The organism is Enterobacter sp. MG-EB028 (genome assembly GCF_056673305.1).
This window is the reverse complement of record NZ_CP195079.1, coordinates 3,500,569-3,514,181: the sequence shown is the minus strand read 5'-3', so window position 1 is coordinate 3,514,181 and position 13,613 is coordinate 3,500,569. Positions and strand designations below refer to the sequence as shown.

Sequence of the window (13,613 nt, the reverse complement as noted above, 5' to 3'; positions counted from 1 at the left end):
TAAGCCGACTTTGATAGTCGGCTTTTTTTTGAATAAAACACCAACAACGATACTACACAGAGGAAAACACTATGACGCGCCGTGCTATCGGGGTGAGTGAAAGACCGCCGCTTTTACAGACTATCCCGCTTAGTTTGCAGCACCTGTTCGCCATGTTTGGCGCAACCGTGCTGGTGCCAATCCTGTTTCACATTAACCCGGCTACCGTACTGCTGTTCAACGGCGTCGGTACGCTGCTGTACCTCTTTATCTGTAAAGGCAAAATCCCGGCGTATCTCGGGTCGAGCTTTGCTTTTATCTCGCCGGTATTATTGTTGCTGCCGCTGGGTTATGAGGTCGCGCTGGGCGGCTTTATCATGTGCGGCGTGCTGTTCTGCATCGTTTCCTTCATCGTGAAGAAAGCGGGTACCGGCTGGCTGGACGTGATGTTCCCGCCTGCGGCGATGGGCGCTATCGTTGCGGTCATCGGTCTGGAACTGGCGGGCGTGGCGGCGAACATGGCCGGCCTGCTGCCTGCGGACGGCCAGTCGCCGGATTCCAAAACCATCATTATCTCGCTGGTAACCCTGGGCGTGACGGTGTTTGGCTCCGTGCTGTTCCGCGGCTTTATGGCGATTATCCCGATCCTGATCGGCGTGCTGGCGGGCTATGCGCTCTCCTTCGTCATGGGCGTGGTGGATACCACCCCGATTGCTCAGGCACCCTGGTTCGCGCTGCCAACCATCTACACCCCGCGCTTTGAATGGTTTGCTATTTTCACCATTCTGCCTGCCGCGCTGGTGGTGATTGCCGAGCACGTTGGCCACCTGGTGGTGACGGCGAACATCATTAAGCGCGACCTGATCCGCGACCCGGGGCTGCACCGCTCCATGTTTGCCAACGGTTTCTCGACTATCATCTCCGGATTCTTCGGTTCCACGCCAAACACCACCTACGGCGAAAACATCGGCGTGATGGCGATTACCCGCGTCTACAGCACCTGGGTTATCGGCGGCGCGGCGATCATCGCCATTCTGCTCTCCTGCGTGGGCAAGCTGGCGGCAGCGATCCAAATTATCCCGGTTCCGGTGATGGGCGGCGTTTCCCTGCTGCTGTACGGGGTGATCGGCGCGTCCGGTATTCGCGTGCTGATTGAATCCAAAGTGGATTACAGCAAAGCGCAAAACCTGATCCTGACCTCCGTCATCCTGATCATCGGCGTGAGCGGTGCGAAGGTGCATATTGGCGCGGCCGAGCTGAAGGGCATGGCGCTGGCGACCATCGTCGGTGTGGGCCTGAGCCTGATTTTCAAGCTGATCTCGGTGATCCGCCCGGAAGAGGTGGTGCTGGACGCTGACGAAAGCGAAAAAGCGCCACATTGATCCTTTAACCGGGTGGACGATCCGCCCGGTTCTCTCCCGGCTGGTTCCGTGTTAAACTCATCGCCGATTTTATGTAAGATCTCTGGTTGAGGTATTTCTGAACGGACCGGCACAGCTCTCTCTGCCACTTTATCTCCCTGACGACGAAACTTTCGCGAGTTTCTGGCCGGGTGATAACCCCTCTTTACTGGCTGCACTGCAAAACGTGCTGCGCCAGGATCACAGCGGATACATTTATATCTGGTCACGCGAAGGCGCGGGGCGCAGCCACCTGCTGCATGCCGCCTGCGCGGAGCTTTCGGCGCGCGGTGACGCGGTAGGCTACGTGCCGCTGGATAAACGTACCTGGTTCGTGCCTGAGGTGCTGGAGGGAATGGAACATCTCTCGCTGGTCTGCATCGATAATATCGAATGCGTGGCGGGGGACGAGCCGTGGGAAATGGCGATTTTCAACCTCTACAACCGCATTCTGGAGTCGGGAAAAACCCGGCTGCTGATCACCGGCGATCGACCGCCGCGACAGCTCAATCTTGGGCTGCCGGATCTGGCGTCTCGTCTGGATTGGGGGCAAATCTACAAGCTCCAGCCGCTGTCGGATGAAGATAAGCTTCAGGCGTTACAGCTGCGCGCAAAGCAGCGCGGCTTTGAGCTGCCGGAAGACGTGGGCCGTTTCCTGCTCAAGCGTCTGGACCGCGAAATGCGCACCCTGTTTGATACGCTCGATCAGCTCGATCGCGCCTCGATTACCGCCCAGCGCAAGCTGACCATTCCGTTTGTGAAAGATATTCTCAAGCTGTAGTTATGCCGGGTGGCGGCTACGCCTTACCCGGCCTACATATGGCACCCGTAGGCCCGCGCCACCGGGCTAAAGATCCCCCAGCAAGTGCTCCACCAAAAGTGGAATCGGTCTTCCCGACGCCACGCTCCTGCCATTCTCGCGCCACAGCGCCGTGCCGCTGATGTCCAGATGCGCCCACGGGATCGTCGGCGGGCAGAAATGGTGCAGCAGCCACGCCGCCGAGGCGCTGATCGCCGCGTTGTTGGTCGGGGTGTTGCACAGATCGGCGATGGCGCTGTCGGTCTGCTTTTTCAGCCGCGCATCTAAAGGCAGGGACCACACTTCGTCGCCGCTCTGCTTACCCGCCCGCGTCAGCGCGGCGCGCAGCGCTTCATCCTGCGTCATTAGCCCGCTCAGCTCATACCCCAGCGCCTTCACCACCGCACCGGTTAAGGTTGCCATATCAATGATATAGCGCGCCTGCGGATGGCGCTGGCTGGCCCAGGCGATGGTGTCGGCCAGCACCAGTCGGCCTTCGGCATCGGTGTTGTTGATTTCAACGGTAGTGCCGTTGCAGGCGGTCGCCACCGTGCCGGGCTGCATGGCGTCCGGGCCTATGGCGTTTTCCGCCAGCGCCAGTACGCCCATGATGCGCACGGGCAGCGCCAGCTCTGCGGTGGTCAGCATCAGCCCCAGCACGTTGGCCGCGCCGCACATGTCGTATTTCATGGTGTACATGCCCGCGCCTTCCTTCAGCCACAGGCCGCCGGTATCGAAGGTAATGCCTTTACCCACGTAGCAGCGCACCGGTCCGTCAGACACGCCGTCGTAATGAATCGCCAGCAGACGCGGTGGACAGGTCGCCCCTTTGCCGACGGCGTTAAGCAGCCCCAGCCCATGCTCAACGATTTGCTTTTCATCCAACACCTCACAGCGCAGGGTGGGGAAGGTAGCGCAGAGTTTTTGCGCCTCTTCGACGACAAACTGCGGCGTGCAGCGGTCGGACGGGATATCCGCCAGGCGTCGCGCCGCGACCATACCGTGGGCGATAGCCTGCTGCTGGCGGAAAATAACCGCCAGTCGGTCCTGCTGTTCTGGTAAACAGAGCGCGGTGATGCGCTGAAGACGGACCTCGTCACTGGTTTTCTTCAACTGCAAATCGCTTAGCCTGTGCGCCTGATTAAAGAGAAAGCGCAGAACCTGCGCCAGGACGACGTCGTCGATATTTGTTACGTCCAGCGCGATATCTGCGCTGACGGGAGAGGCAATCAGCGGTCGCAGGGCGGCAAGCAGGCTTTCAGTAAGTGCGTCATGCCAGAGCGCGTCCGGCAGCAGAGTGATGCGGGCAAACGGCGCGCAGCCAAAGCGGGTGTCAGCTATGCTGGCAGAATCGCGCATTTCCGCGACAAGCGCCGTTTCGGGCAAGTGCGTACAGGAGGTGGAGGCAATCAAATGGCATTGCGGAGCCGCGTCAGAAAGCGCGGTGATAAACTGATATTCAATCATCATGACTCCTCAATCGGCGCACGGATCCGCGCGGCATAGGCCTGCATCCACTCATCGTCTACCGCGTGATAGTGCGTTTTCTCCCGCAGGCGCTCGGTACGATAAACGGTGAGAGGCTGACGGGCCGTCGCCACCACGAACGAGAAGGTTTTGATGTTGGTGGCGGCACCAAATTCGCCCCTGTTATTCATGCATACCACGGAGAGATCGCCCGCGCGGCCGAAGCGCGACATCAGCTTGTCCTCCAGCTCGAACACCACCGAATCTGCCGCCTGCTGGGGAGACATCCCTTGCGCCATGCGGCGGACGATTTCGTAGCTGGTGCAGCCTTTCATCAGATCTTCACCGACGCCCGTGGCGGTGGCCGCGCCGGTTTCGCTGTCGCAGTAGAACCCAGAGCCGATAATCGGCGAATCCCCAATGCGGCCGCGTTTTTTCATAAACAGGCCGCTGGTGGAGGTGGCGACGCTCATCGAGCCCTGTTTATCGAGGCCGATAATGCCGACGGTGTCGTGCCCGTCGTACGGGCTCAAGCCTTTATCCAGCGTCTCGCGGCAGCGCTTACGGTAGTGCTGCATGGCCCGGTCGGTGAGCATAGTTTTGTCGGCAAAGCCCTGGCTTAGCGCCCATTCCCGTGCGCCCTGGCCGACCAGCAGGCTGTTGTAGCGCTGGCGGCTGAGCGCGTGCGCTACGCGCACCGGGTTGGCGATATCCACCAGATTCCCCACGGCACCGAATGCCAGCGTGTCGCCGTCCATGTAGGCCGCGTCCAGCTCGACCTCGCCGTTTTCGGTAGGCAGCCCGCCGTAGCCGACGGATTTATAAAACGGAAAGTCTTCGACGGCGGCGACGGCATCAACCACCGCCGGCGCGACCGGTTTTCCCGCCGCCAGCGCAGACGCGGATTCCGTCACGCCTTCAAGCGCCATTCGCCAGGTGGCGATAATTCCCCACATGCTTTACTCCTGTTTTGCAAGGGTGGTGTCGGTGTGCGTAACGGTGGCAATTTCCGCCGCGCGGTACTGTTTGTCCACGATACGCATGAAAGGAAGGTACAGCATGGCGCCAATCAGCAGGTTAATCAGCTGCATCACGCTGCCGCTCAGGTGCCCGGTGACGATAAAGCCGCTGATCACCGGCGGCAGTGTCCAGGGAATAAACACCCCGGTGGTGACGGCGACCGCGCCAACTTTCATCGCCGCATACTGCACGGTAACCAGCACCAGCGGTACCAGGTTGAACGGGATGAGCATGATCGGGTTCATGATCACCGGCAGGCCAAACAGAATCGGTTCGTTGATGTTAAACACCGAAGCCCCGGCGCCGAGGCGCGCCACTTCGCGCATGTTTTTACTGCGGGCGAAAATCAGCATCGCTATCACCAGCGACAGCGTGGCACCCGCGCCGCCCATCCAGATCATGTCAAAAAACTGCTCGGTGATGATGTGCGGCGGCGTTGCCCCGGCCTGAATGGCAGCGATGTTGTCGGTCTGGTTCTCCATCCACAGCGGGCGAATAATGCCGTTTATCATCGAGCCGGAGTTAATGCCCACGGACCACAGAATGGTGATGCTGAAGACGGTCATCAGCGCGCCAAAGTATGAGGTGCCATAGTGGCGTACCGGCGTGGCAACGACTTCATAAATAAACTGATGAATCGTGTGGTAGTGAGTGTTTTCGAAGACGATGCGGATACCCAGCACCAGAATCATCACCAGCAGGGCGGGGATCAGCGCCGCGAACGACTCCTGCACCGCAGGCGGCACGCCGTCGGGCATTTTTATGACCAGATTTTTGCGCTTCAGCCAGCAGAACAGCTCCGTCCACAGCAGGGAACCGATCATCGCCACGAACAGACCTTTGCTGCCAATCCACTCCACCGGCATCACGGTAATGCCGCCGTTTTCTGCCACCTTGATAAACGGCGTCAGGATCAGAAACGCGACCAGTGCCAGAATGCCGCAGGAGATACGGTCCTCGCCATAATGTTCGGCCAGGCGGTAGGCCACGAGGAAGCTGATAAACAGCGACATGGTGGAGAAGACCGCGTTGAACGGGATTTCAATAATGGCGCTCCAGCTCTCACCAAAGGCCTGAGACATAAACTGCTGATAGGCTTGATTCGGGAACGACGAGATCACCAGCAGAATAGAGCCAACGATGATAAACGGCATGAATGACACGTAGGCGCCGCGAATGGCCCCGAGATGACGTTGCTGGGCCGTTTTGGCCGCCAGCGGCATCAGTTTTGCTTCAAGAAATCCCAGAACATTGTTCATTGTGAACTCCGTACAAGATTGAGGGGTGTTGTTTATGTTATGTCTGTGGATTATCAGTGAAGCACGGCGAGCGAAAGGTGAAATCGGTCACAAAGCAACCGCCTTTGTAATATAAATCTCACATGATTAGTTAATGGAGTTGTTGCGATGGAAATTAAGCTACACGCCAACGCCACCACCACGCCGCGTATCCGCCGCTATCTGCAGCAGTCAGATAAAAGCGACAGAGAGCTGGCCGTTGAGCTGGGGATCTCGGTCACGACAGTCAGGCGCTGGCGCAACCGAGATCGGGTTTCGGATAATCACACCACGCCAAAAGTGATACACAAAGCGCTGAGACAGGAGCAGGTTGCGCTGGTCAATGCCCTGCGCGACATCTCAGGGGCGCCGCTGGATGAACTGCTGCAGATGGTTAACGACGTGCTGGGGATCCCCGTTTCAAGGGCAACGCTCAATCGCTATCTCAAACCGGCACCCGCGAAACATAAGGGGAGTTCACTGCAGGGGAAAAAAGCGCTGAAGGCCGGCATCCTGCCGCATACGCTGATGCTGCATCATCTGCCTTTGTCGCTGCATATGGACGATGGGGGAGAACAGCATCTGCTCTGGGCGCGTGAACCGGTAAGCGGCTGGTGCTATGCCCGGCTCTACGCGGGTCTTTCACCCCGGTTGCTTACTACCTGGACGCAGGCGCTGCTGGAGGCCTGTCCCGCTGATATACAATCTATTGAGACTTTTGGCTTTGAGCCGACACAGCCTGTAAAAGATGTGTCTGTAAAAACGCATCCCCAAAAACAAAATGCGCTTCAGGTGGCAGTGCCATTACGCGATATTATTCCGCGCGTGAATGATGAACCTGCCGGAGAGGTATTAATCGCGCTGTGCGAGTTTTATAACCGGGGCAAAACGCAGAAAAAGCTGGGAGAAAGTACGCCGCAGGCGTTTCTGGAAGCGCTGCGGCGTAAGAACTAGAGGATGTCGAGCACATCTTCCGGCGGGCGGCCAATGCGCGCCTTGCCGTTCGCCACCACAATCGGACGCTCAATCAGCTTTGGATTGTCGACCATCGCCTGTACCAGCTCAGCCTCGGTAAGACGGCTGTCATCCAGATTAAGCGATTTATACAGATCCTCTTTCTGACGCATCAGTTCGCGCGCGCTGCCCATCCCCAGCATGTGCAGCAGTTCGCGGATTATTTGCGCGTCCGGCGGCGTCTCCAGATACAGCACCACCTCCGGGTCGATGCCGTTAGACTTCAGCAGGCTGAGCGTGTCGCGGCTCTTGGAGCAGCGAGGGTTATGGTAAATTTTTACCGCGTCTGTCATGACTTCTCCTTGATTACATCTTCTCGTACGGCTTAAAGCGCTGTTGCAGGCCGCGCAACTGGTCGATGCGCGCGTCGTAGCGGGCCTGCTGCAGGCTGCCGAGCTTCACCTGCGAGCTGGCGCTGCTGAGCAGGGAAATCGCCTGATCGAGGCGACCCGCCAGGGCCAGCCCTTCAGCACGCGCCGCCAGCTCCTGATCGCGGTTACCCAGCTGACCCTGGGCCTGGGCGAGCAGCTCCCAGCCGTTCTGGTCGTCTTTATTGTTAAAGGTATAGCGGTTCAGAATGGTCACGGCCTGCGCAGGCTGACCGCCCTGTAAGTAAGCGTTCGCCAGGTTAAGCTGCAGCACCGGGTTGGTCCGTACGTCTTTCGCCCCTTTCAGGCGGTTAATCGCATCGGTGGCTTTCTTCTGTCCCAGATCGATATCCGTCGAGAGATCGAGATACCACGGGTTATTGGGGTCGGCTGCCAGCAGCGGCTGCAGCGCTTTACGCGCCTCGTCATATTTGCTGGCTTCCATCGCCTGCAGCGCCTGACCATACTGCGCGGCATTTTTTTCCCGCACGTTGCCTTTCGCCAGGGTATCCAGCAGATCGCTGGTGAGCTGGTTACGCCCGGAGTTGTACATGCCGAGCGTTCTTACCTTAGCCATGTAGAAGTCCTGCGACGACTGCACGACCACCGGGCGCATCTGGTTGGCACGGTTGCGCGCATCCGACAAACGGCTTTCCGGTAACGGGTGGGTAAGCAAAATTTCCGGTGGACGGGATGAATAACGCGCCTGGTCGAGCAGTTTTTCCAGGAAGCTCGGCATCGCCTGCGGGTCAAAGCCGGAGCGCTGTAAAACCTGGATGCCGATGCGGTCTGCTTCCTGCTCGTTTTGCTGGGTGAAGCTGATCATCCCCTGGCGCGTTCCCGCCAGCGTACCGGTCAGGGCCGCCATCCCGGCCTGTGGGCTGGCCATCGCCAGCAGAATAGAGCCCAGTGCGCCCACCCAGGTGAGCGGGGCGTTACGCTTCTGGTCTTCCATCGCACGCGCCAGGTGGCGCTGGGTGACGTGCGAAATTTCGTGCGCCATCACCGAGGCCAGCTGGCTTTCGTTGTCAGAGTAACGGAATAACGCCGAATGCAGCACCACGTTACCGCCAAAGAAGGCAAAGGCGTTGATTTCGTCGTTATTGATTAAATAGAAGTGGAAGGGGGTTTTTACCGAGTCGGCGTGCGAAACCAGACGCATCCCCAGCCCGTTAATGTACTGCACCAGCAAAGGGTCGTTGATCAGCGGGGCGCTACCGCGCAGCTGGCGCACATAGTAATCACCCATCTGCATCTCTTGCCCGATAGAGAGCGTGCTTCCTGCCGTGGTGCCCATGTCCGGCAATGAATCGGACGAGTCAGCGAAAGCGGGCAACACCTGACCGACCGTCGCTGCGGCAATCAGTGTTGCAACCAGTGTTTTTCTCAACTGCCTGAACATAACCACTGTCCTGTATGTTGGAGGTGCTAATTTGACCGATGAACCGGCATATCGTTCATCTCTGCTGCCCTGCGAGTGTAGCCGTGTTACCGCATGAAGAAAATCCCATTCATCAGGCTTTTGCGGATTGTGACAGGGATACAAAAAGCGAAAGTCTTTTTTGTGACAATTAGATACAATTCATCGTCTCACTCCCGCCAATCGATTCAGGGAAGGGTTGTATGCTCGAAATGTTAATGCAGTGGTATCGGCGTCGGTTCAGTGACCCGGAAGCCATTGCTTTGCTGGTTATTCTGGTTGCCGGGTTCGGTATTCTGTTCTTCTTCAGCGGTCTTCTCGCCCCCCTGCTGGTGGCGATTGTGCTGGCGTACCTGCTGGAGTGGCCAACAGCGCGCCTGGAACATATCGGCTGTTCACGCCGCTGGGCAACGAGTATCGTGCTGGTGCTGTTTGTCGGCATTCTTATGTTGATGGCATTCGTGGTGATGCCGGTTGCCTGGCAGCAGGGGATCTACCTGATCCGCGATATGCCCGGCATGTTGAATAAACTCTCTGATTTCGCCGCCACGCTGCCGCGTCGTTATCCCGCGCTGATGGACGCCGGGATTATTGATGCGATGGCCGAAAACATGCGCGCCCGCATCATGACGATGGGCGACTCGGTGGTGAAATACTCTCTGGCCTCGCTGGTGGGGCTGCTGACGCTGGCAGTTTACCTTGTGCTTGTGCCGTTAATGGTGTTCTTCCTGGTCAAAGACAAAGAGCAAATGCTTAACGCAGTCCGCCGCGTGCTGCCGCGCAATCGCGGTCTGGCCGGGCAGGTCTGGGAAGAGATGAACCAGCAGATCACCAACTACATTCGCGGCAAGGTGCTGGAGATGATAGTGGTCGGGGTCGCGACCTGGATTGGCTTCCTGATCTTTGGCCTGAACTACTCGCTGCTGCTGGCGGTGCTGGTCGGATTTTCGGTTTTGATCCCCTACATCGGCGCGTTTGTGGTGACCATTCAGGTGGTGGGCGTTGCGCTGTTCCAGTTTGGCCTGGGCACGGAGTTCTGGAGCTGCTTTGCGGTATACCTCATCATTCAGGCGCTGGACGGTAACCTGCTGGTGCCGGTGCTGTTCTCCGAGGCGGTGAACCTGCATCCGCTGGTGATTATCTTATCCGTGGTGATTTTCGGCGGGCTGTGGGGGTTCTGGGGCGTGTTCTTTGCTATTCCGCTGGCGACGCTGATTAAAGCGGTGGTGCATGCGTGGCCGGATGTGCCGGCGATGGAAGAGAAGTAGTTTTTGTGCGGGCTGATGCCCTCACCCCGGCCCTCTCCCACGGGGAGAGGGGGAAAACACTCAAAACGGCAACCTGAGTTGTAATGCCAGTCAGTTAAGCAACTGACTGGCTTTTTTTCGGGGCTGTGGGGTATCTCCAGGGCCTTTCCTTTACCACCCTCGGGAAGGCCCTTTCCCTTCTTGTCGGCAACTTTACCAGTTGCGCCATGCTTTCAAGATCACGCATCAGCTCCGGGATACGCCCTGGTGAAGCGCCCTGCAGCGTCATCAGCATTCTCATGACCATGCCGCATGATTCTGAGAAGCTCAGCTGATTCGGCCAGTATCCTTTCAGATGGCCCGCCATTTTAATCATCTGATATCGCACCAGATTATACGCCAGTAACACGCCCCATAACTCCTGCTCCACAAGCTCCGGCTTTTTACTTCTCAGCGTCAGCCTGCTCAGTTGCATCGTTTGTTTTATCTCCCTGTACCCCAGCTCTATTTCCCAGCGATGGCTGTACAGGTCTGCCATTTCTCCTCCGGGATAGCGCATGGCGTCCGTCATCGACGTCAGCAGATGGCTGACTTTTCCTTTGCGTGTTACGGTCAGCAGGCGGGCTGTCATCTCATCTCCCAGACCCGGCCATTTTTTTCGTGCCTGTGGGCTGGTTTTCAGCTTCACCAGATAGTCGCCTTTACCCAGCTTTCTGACCTCTTCATACTGTGCTCCCTTTCTGAGAGGGAGCATCCAGTGACGGTGTTCTCCCGCCTGGCTCCACGCATTCAGCAACCCCAGCGAGTAATAGCCTTTATCCATTAACGTCAGGGTGTTATCGCCGGTCTGCGCTATCAGTTGCTCCGCGAGCTCATTTTCACTGTTTTTCATCGTGCCGAAGGCCGCTGCCGTCAGCAGATGGCTGGTCAGCTCCATCTGGCAGACCATTTTTACCTGCGGATAGAGTGCCGGGTTTCCGCCATGCGTCTGGCGGGGAAAGGCGCTGTCGTTTTCCGGCGTGTCCGGTGTTCGCCAGAACACACCATCGATGGCCAGCAGGGTCAGGCCGCACCAGTGCGGATGCGGCGTGGCGTTATGCCAGAGCTGCGCTGTTTGCGTGAACACGCGGCGGACGGCTTCGCTTCCCAGCCGCTGACGGGCCTGGATCACGGCGCTGGGGGCAACGAACGGACGATTGCCGGGTAACATGATATCCAGCCGGTTAACTATCTGATGAAGCGGCTCCTTGCGCTCAAGGGCCATACCGACAATGCACCAGACCATCATTTCCAGAGGAAGGCGCCGTTTGCGTAACGTGACGGTGCCGGATTCTTCAAGGCAGCGGGAAATCAGTTCCGGGTCAAGACAGTCGCCCAGAGAAGTCAGAGGGTTACGCAAAGAATCGTAACGGGATACCAGATCAAGAGCCTGTCCAATGTGCATAAAAAAATCCGGAAACGGGTAAACATTTCCGGATTCTTACACAGCCACTGGATCGGTCAACCGATCCTTAACTGATCGGCATTACAACCTGAGTTGCCGTTTTGCTGTTTATCAGGCGCTTGCTTTCAGCCAGTTCAACACCACGTCGTGGTGGTTGCTGGTTTTGAAGTCGTCAAATACATGTTCAACTTTACCGTCAGCGTCAATCAGGAAGCTGATGCGGTGAATGCCGTCGTAGGTTTTCCCCATAAAGGTCTTTTCACCCCAGACGCCGAACTGCTCGCATACCTGGTGGTCTTCGTCGGAAAGCAGCGTGAAGTTCAGCAGCTCCTTTTCCGCAAATCGTGACAGCTTTTCTGGTTTATCGGTGCTGATTCCCAGCACTTCCACGCCGACTTTCTTCAACTCGTCCATGTTGTCGCGTAAGCCGCAGGCCTGTACGGTGCAGCCGGGGGTCATGGCTTTCGGGTAGAAATAGACCAGAACACGCTGTCCCTGGAAGTCGGTCAAATTTACTTGCTCGCCGTCTTGATCCGGTAAGCTAAATTTCGGTGCGATGTCACCGGCTTTCAGTGGATTCATTACTCAACTCCATCCTGTTCGTGCTGCGAATAATTGACGACGCTTATACTGCCCTGCGCGTTTAATTCTGTACAGAGGGCTTTGAACGCTTGCTCGATATTTGACGCATCCTGCGAGGCAGGGCTGTGCGCGGTAATTTGAATAAACAGCGTGGGAACGGCGCTCTCGTCGCCCGGCTGCGTGCGGGAGACGAGCTCGGCAATGTTCATCTGATGGCTGTCGAACAGCGCGGTAAAGCGCTCAATCAGATGTGGAGAATCAGGGACTTCAACCTGCACCCAGACGGTCGCAGGCATGGCCGGACGCGGGCGCGCGGTAGTGCGCTTCATGACGATCAGCAAATCCAACTCCGCGCCTTTCAGCGGCAGGGTGGATTCAATAAGGGTAATGGCATTCCATGTTCCGGACAGCAGCATGATAAACGTGAACTCTTCGCCGAGCATCGCAAGGCGGCTGTCTTCGATATTACAGCCGCAGCTGCTCACGTGACGGGTGATGGTGTTCACGATACCCGGCCTGTCGGCACCCAGCGCAGTGATAACCAGGTAATGTTGTGATGAGGTTGTCAAACCTGTTCTTCCTTTGCATGGTTAAGTCTTCCTAAGGAAAGCATAAAAAAAACGTGCATACAACCGCCAGAGGGCCTCAGGTCGCTTGCTTTTATTACAGTTCCAAACGTACCATTGAGACTCTTGTTCGCACAGAGGATGGCTCATGTTCACGGGAAGTATTGTCGCGCTTGTTACACCGATGGATGAAAAAGGTAATGTCTGCCGGTCCAGCATGAAGAAGCTGATTGATTACCATGTCGCCAATGGAACCTCGGCGATCGTTTCGGTAGGGACTACCGGTGAATCTGCAACGCTGAGCCACGAAGAGCACGGCGATGTGGTTATGCTGACCCTGGAACTGGCTGACGGACGTATTCCGGTCATTGCGGGAACAGGCGCTAATGCAACCGCAGAAGCGATCAGCCTGACCAAACGTTTTAACGACAGCGGCATCGTGGGCTGTCTGACGGTAACCCCTTACTACAACCGTCCTACTCAGGAAGGTTTGTTCCAGCACTTCAAAGCCATCGCTGAACATACTGACTTGCCACAAATTCTGTATAATGTGCCGTCCCGTACCGGCTGCGATATGCTGCCGGAAACCGTTGGTCGTCTCTCGGAAGTAAAAAATATTATCGGTATTAAAGAGGCGACAGGGAACTTAAGCCGCGTTCATCAGATCAAAGAGCTGGTTTCAGACGACTTTATCCTGTTGAGTGGTGATGATGCGACCTCGCTGGACTTTATGCAGCTCGGTGGCCATGGCGTGATCTCCGTAACGGCAAACGTTGCGGCGCGCGATATGGCTGAAATGTGCAAACTGGCCGCAGCCGGTCACTATGATGAAGCGCGCGTCATTAATCAGCGTCTGATGCCGCTGCACAATAAATTATTTGTCGAACCCAATCCGATCCCAGTGAAATGGGCGTGTAAGGAGTTGGGGCTTGTAGCATCCGATACGCTGCGTTTGCCTATGACACCGATTACCGACCACGGTCGCGATATCGTCAGGGCTGCGCTGAAGCATGCCGGTTTGCTGTAAAGT

At 57.2% G+C, this 13,613-nt stretch carries 13 protein-coding genes; 5 read left to right on the top strand and 8 right to left on the bottom strand.

The annotated features are described in order from the left end of the window. Window positions 1-71 precede the first annotated feature (71 nt). A complete protein-coding gene (gene uraA / locus ACR42C_RS16615) occupies window positions 72-1,361 on the top strand; it encodes a uracil permease (protein ID WP_316380645.1) in 1,290 nt (429 codons plus the stop codon). A 97-nt stretch (window positions 1,362-1,458) separates the two neighbouring features. Beyond that, complete coding sequence (locus tag ACR42C_RS16610; protein WP_211438414.1) at window positions 1,459-2,160, top strand: DnaA inactivator Hda; 702 nt, start codon at window positions 1,459-1,461, stop codon at window positions 2,158-2,160. Window positions 2,161-2,226: 66 nt separating this feature from the next. Here ACR42C_RS16610 and ACR42C_RS16605 read toward each other — a convergent pair whose 3' ends face one another. From ACR42C_RS16605 to celB, 3 genes are read right to left on the bottom strand one after another with little or no spacing between them, the layout of a single operon-like run. After that, the gene (locus ACR42C_RS16605) at window positions 2,227-3,645 is read right to left on the bottom strand and encodes a leucyl aminopeptidase family protein (protein WP_479985205.1); all 1,419 of its coding nucleotides are present in this window, start codon (window positions 3,643-3,645) and stop codon (window positions 2,227-2,229) included. Next, window positions 3,645-4,601 (bottom strand): glycosylasparaginase, encoded by a 957-nt coding sequence (locus ACR42C_RS16600; protein WP_116343183.1) that lies wholly within the window; start codon window positions 4,599-4,601, stop codon window positions 3,645-3,647. The genes ACR42C_RS16605 and ACR42C_RS16600 overlap by 1 nt, the downstream gene beginning before the upstream one ends. A gap of 3 nt (window positions 4,602-4,604) precedes the next feature. Next, window positions 4,605-5,924: a PTS cellobiose transporter subunit IIC gene (celB, locus tag ACR42C_RS16595; protein WP_166711945.1), complete on the bottom strand. Its 1,320-nt coding sequence runs from the start codon at window positions 5,922-5,924 to the stop codon at window positions 4,605-4,607. A 147-nt stretch (window positions 5,925-6,071) separates the two neighbouring features. Here celB and ACR42C_RS16590 point away from each other — a divergent pair, with 147 nt between their 5' ends. Then, entirely contained in the window at window positions 6,072-6,896 is an 825-nt protein-coding gene (locus ACR42C_RS16590; protein WP_479984349.1) for a transposase family protein, read from the top strand. Here the strand turns inward: ACR42C_RS16590 and arsC are convergent. Both arsC and bepA read right to left on the bottom strand, forming a co-directional pair. After that, on the bottom strand, window positions 6,893-7,249 hold the full coding sequence (gene arsC, locus ACR42C_RS16585; RefSeq protein WP_479984348.1) for an arsenate reductase (glutaredoxin): 357 nt from the start codon (window positions 7,247-7,249) through the stop codon (window positions 6,893-6,895). The two genes, ACR42C_RS16590 and arsC, sit on opposite strands and share 4 nt — an antisense overlap. Window positions 7,250-7,262: 13 nt before the next feature. Continuing rightward, window positions 7,263-8,726 (bottom strand): beta-barrel assembly-enhancing protease, encoded by a 1,464-nt coding sequence (gene bepA, locus ACR42C_RS16580; RefSeq protein WP_479984347.1) that lies wholly within the window; start codon window positions 8,724-8,726, stop codon window positions 7,263-7,265. A gap of 221 nt (window positions 8,727-8,947) precedes the next feature. On the opposite strand from bepA, the gene ACR42C_RS16575 reads away from it, so the two are divergent. Further along, a complete protein-coding gene (locus ACR42C_RS16575; RefSeq protein WP_479984346.1) occupies window positions 8,948-10,012 on the top strand; it encodes an AI-2E family transporter in 1,065 nt (354 codons plus the stop codon). A 94-nt stretch (window positions 10,013-10,106) separates the two neighbouring features. On the opposite strand, the gene ACR42C_RS16570 is transcribed toward ACR42C_RS16575, so the two are convergent. The 3 genes from ACR42C_RS16570 to ACR42C_RS16560 form a co-directional block, all read right to left on the bottom strand. Next, window positions 10,107-11,435, bottom strand: coding sequence for an IS4 family transposase (locus ACR42C_RS16570; protein ID WP_479984321.1), 1,329 nt, complete (start codon window positions 11,433-11,435; stop codon window positions 10,107-10,109). A 111-nt stretch (window positions 11,436-11,546) separates the two neighbouring features. Next, on the bottom strand, window positions 11,547-12,017 hold the full coding sequence (gene bcp, locus ACR42C_RS16565) for a thioredoxin-dependent thiol peroxidase (protein ID WP_032659360.1): 471 nt from the start codon (window positions 12,015-12,017) through the stop codon (window positions 11,547-11,549). Next, window positions 12,017-12,586 carry a glycine cleavage system transcriptional repressor gene (locus ACR42C_RS16560; RefSeq protein ID WP_028016134.1) on the bottom strand — a complete coding sequence of 190 codons (570 nt, stop codon included), beginning with the start codon at window positions 12,584-12,586 and terminating at the stop codon, window positions 12,017-12,019. The genes bcp and ACR42C_RS16560 overlap by 1 nt, the downstream gene beginning before the upstream one ends. Window positions 12,587-12,731: 145 nt before the next feature. Between ACR42C_RS16560 and dapA the strand changes: the two genes are divergently transcribed. After that, a complete protein-coding gene (gene dapA / locus ACR42C_RS16555; protein WP_061097432.1) occupies window positions 12,732-13,610 on the top strand; it encodes a 4-hydroxy-tetrahydrodipicolinate synthase in 879 nt (292 codons plus the stop codon). The last annotated feature ends 3 nt before the right edge of the window (window positions 13,611-13,613 follow it).

Bases quoted from the DNA above. Each gene is read 5' to 3' on its own strand.
- celB (WP_166711945.1), bottom strand. From the start codon at position 5,924: ATGAACAATGTTCTGGGATTTCTTGAAGCAAAACTGATGCCGCTGGCG.
- uraA (WP_316380645.1), top strand. From the start codon at position 72: ATGACGCGCCGTGCTATCGGGGTGAGTGAAAGACCGCCGCTTTTACAG.
- dapA (WP_061097432.1), top strand. From the start codon at position 12,732: ATGTTCACGGGAAGTATTGTCGCGCTTGTTACACCGATGGATGAAAAA.
- ACR42C_RS16590 (WP_479984349.1), top strand. From the start codon at position 6,072: ATGGAAATTAAGCTACACGCCAACGCCACCACCACGCCGCGTATCCGC.
- ACR42C_RS16570 (WP_479984321.1), bottom strand. From the start codon at position 11,435: ATGCACATTGGACAGGCTCTTGATCTGGTATCCCGTTACGATTCTTTG.
- bepA (WP_479984347.1), bottom strand. From the start codon at position 8,726: ATGTTCAGGCAGTTGAGAAAAACACTGGTTGCAACACTGATTGCCGCA.
- ACR42C_RS16600 (WP_116343183.1), bottom strand. From the start codon at position 4,601: ATGTGGGGAATTATCGCCACCTGGCGAATGGCGCTTGAAGGCGTGACG.
- ACR42C_RS16605 (WP_479985205.1), bottom strand. From the start codon at position 3,645: ATGATTGAATATCAGTTTATCACCGCGCTTTCTGACGCGGCTCCGCAA.
- arsC (WP_479984348.1), bottom strand. From the start codon at position 7,249: ATGACAGACGCGGTAAAAATTTACCATAACCCTCGCTGCTCCAAGAGC.
- ACR42C_RS16575 (WP_479984346.1), top strand. From the start codon at position 8,948: ATGCTCGAAATGTTAATGCAGTGGTATCGGCGTCGGTTCAGTGACCCG.
- bcp (WP_032659360.1), bottom strand. From the start codon at position 12,017: ATGAATCCACTGAAAGCCGGTGACATCGCACCGAAATTTAGCTTACCG.